This is a genomic window from Oleiphilus sp. HI0123 (assembly GCF_001635315.1).
Genome location: NZ_LWGE01000057.1, coordinates 1 through 2,970 on the forward strand (window position 1 = coordinate 1; position 2,970 = coordinate 2,970).

The 2,970-nt window shown below is 40.1% G+C and carries 2 protein-coding genes and 1 pseudogene; all 3 read right to left on the bottom strand.

Annotated features, from left to right (window positions below; genetic code table 11):
• On the bottom strand, positions 1-1,484 hold a 1,484-nt coding region (locus tag A3761_RS00630; protein ID WP_197472680.1), incomplete at its 3' end, for a hypothetical protein.
• A 168-nt stretch (positions 1,485-1,652) separates the two neighbouring features.
• Complete coding sequence (locus A3761_RS00635; RefSeq protein ID WP_068739927.1) at positions 1,653-2,750, bottom strand: hypothetical protein; 1,098 nt, start codon at positions 2,748-2,750, stop codon at positions 1,653-1,655.
• 26 nt (positions 2,751-2,776) lie between these two features.
• Positions 2,777-2,970 (bottom strand): annotated as a pseudogene (locus A3761_RS00640) (hypothetical protein); the annotation flags it as partial.

The following is a 2,970-nucleotide window of genomic DNA, read 5'->3' on the forward strand; positions in this document are numbered from 1 at the left end:
TCAGGAATATGTGCACCAAAATCCTTCTTTATTTCATCTCTATCTGTGGATACTAAGCTAAACCCAAACTCCGTAAACATATTTACCACTTCTTCTTTTGACCATGCGTTTTGATGGTTAAACCGATAAAAATCTGGATCTGACAATGCTACCTTACACATTGTTCGAGCAATTTGGTTTGGTGAACACTCCCTAAAAAGCTGATCAATAAAGGCCTCATTCATAACTGCTGGGCCATGGTATGCTGCTTTATTATTTCGATCTATATTGCCACTAAAATGGTCGCCGTACTGACTATTCCAATAGCCACAAAACATCATCGATACGCGGTTTTGTAAGTTATCAAGCAAACCTTTACGTTCCCAAGTGTAAGTTATAGATTCGACTCCTTTATTAACCATACACTCGTCGCTTCCTTTTAGGTATTCACCAACGAACCAATCAAAGTCTGGAATCTTTAATAGAAATACCCCTCCCACGCATAAAACTCTACGAAGTTCCCACATAATTCTAAAAATAGTATTGTCGGGAAGGTGCTCAAAAGCGTGTGATGAATAAGCAAGGCCTACAGACTGATTCTCAATAGGCAGTTTGACAGTTTCGTTTAAAACCAGGTTTGTGACACCCGGACTATTTATTTCATCAAAGCAGGTCCACTCTGACCAATCTCGTCGTCCGGAACCAATATTAATTTTTAACTTATCTGTAGGAAACAATGGTTGTTTCTCCTGAATTTTTGTTTGGTCATTAATCAGCTCGCTAGCCCGAAGGTAAGCAATTGAGGGGTCCACAAGATGTCTTCCAAAGTGATGTCCCAGCCATAATTGAGGTAAATCAACCAAAGCTCTCATTAAGGTAACTTCAATACAAGTCCTACCTAAGCTTAAGCCTGGTACGCCTGAGTGACTAATATCAGAGTTTTTGAACATGACACAAAGGCCGGCTGGTACATCTTTTATTTCATCATTACCAATAACTAAATAACCACTTTCCTTGTTTAGCGGGGTCAAATAAACCATGATTTTTAAATGACCTGCTTCAAGCCCATCTAAGTGCATCGCATTCGGGCCAAATCTTTCTGTACCAGGCTTAGTAGTCCATGCACGCGTGTTGACATAAACAAATGGCGATTTAACCTGACTCGAAAACTCTTCACGTAAAAAGTTATGTAACTTCCGAATGACGACAGGAATAACTCTATTTGGGTAAAGGTCATGAGCATCCTGAGTCTGACCAAGTTTCTCCACAACATCATAAGCGTGATGGTCAACCAGCAAGTCATCCACTGAAAAAATAGGAAGATCATTGTCAACTACTTGCTCATGCTCATGCTCATGCTCATGCTCATTAGAATTATCTATAAGACCTAGTAACTCGTTTATCAGCTCCTTATTCAATGTGGCAACACTAACTGATTCAGAATCACCATACTTGCTGTCTACTAGGTTTGCATGCTGTAAAAACAGTTCTCTTGCACTCACCATTCATCCTCTTCTTATATTTATGGCCTTAAGCCCAAAGCCTGATCAAAATGTTCAACCGTAATGAGTTTAATGAACTCATATATACATTATTTGACGCTATCGTAGTTATAAGCCAATAATCAGTTACTCTTAAAATCAGGTATTACTCTATACCACTTACTAATAGGACTAGTTATTCTTAAAGCTAACGGTGGCTGGAAAAGCGTCTCGCGAGCTATGTGTGCTTAGCCTTACGCAAAACTCGGACTCTTCATTACGATTGAATACATCAGTCGCTGCTTTTTTATGCTGATCAGCTTTCTCATCCACACCAACGATCCACTCGTATATCTGCGCTGTTGAAGATGAATATTCAGAAGAGCGAATACTAATTTCAGTATTTTTTTCATAAGGGACGAAAGCCTTTTCCCAGTCACTATTCAGCAAGTTGTAATGCTTACAATACTGGTCAGTCATCACTACGTGCAATTCAGGTTTACATTCGTCAACATAATCTAGGAAAGTACTAATAAACATTAAGCCATTATTGCCCGAAACTGTTGAATGCGACTTATTAATAAGATAAAGAGCGTCCAAAATATCTAGGTCGACCTGCTTAACATTGTTAAAGCGCAAGTTATTATGTACCAGCATAGCTCCCTTTAAGTTCACTAACACAGGCTGTTGGTTCTCGCCATAAAGCTCTTCTAAAGGGGACCAAAAGGTACTAGGTAAGGGCTTATTAGTATTATTACCTAGCTGAAATAATGAGTACTCCCCTTCCTTTACACCATACTTAGTTAAGATATCGTTGCGCTCATTAAAAAAGCGATTACACGGCCTTTCCATAGGAGTATCCCAATCAAGTTGAAGCATGTGCCGCCATATATCACCTAATGAAAGACCACTAGCTCCATGCCGTTTATAATGTAGGTCTTGGAATTTTGCTAAGTACCCACCGCCATATTGAGATGGCCATAGATTGATTGGAAAGTCGATATCAAAGTGATCATGTGGAATATAACCACTCGTGCTAAATGAGCGCATCAACTCCATGTCCATAGCAACAACAGCGGTAAATCGATTTGGATAAAGCGCTTCAACCATAGCCTTGTGCTCTGGCCGTACGCACAATGTAATGGGGTAGCCTGTTTTTTCTACCAAACTTCTTGCAAAAGATGCTGTCACTAGCACCTCACCAATAGAGTTCGGTGACATTAAGATCCACCCTCTTGGAGTTTGTTTTCGAATAGAGTCAACAATCTCTTTCAATTGACTTATTTGCATACGTTTATCCCTTTACAACATCCAAATCATGTATTGATTTTGCCAAAAGTATTCATAAACTCCTGCTTACTCAAGGGCTTATTCCCCATCCTGCTAACTTGTATGCCTGCTGCAACACTTCCCAGCGCTGCAGCTTGCCATGCTGACCCACCGGCTGCCAATGTAAGCCCTGAGGTAATTAACATTGAGTCACCAGCTCCAGCTACGTCAATAGGAGCAT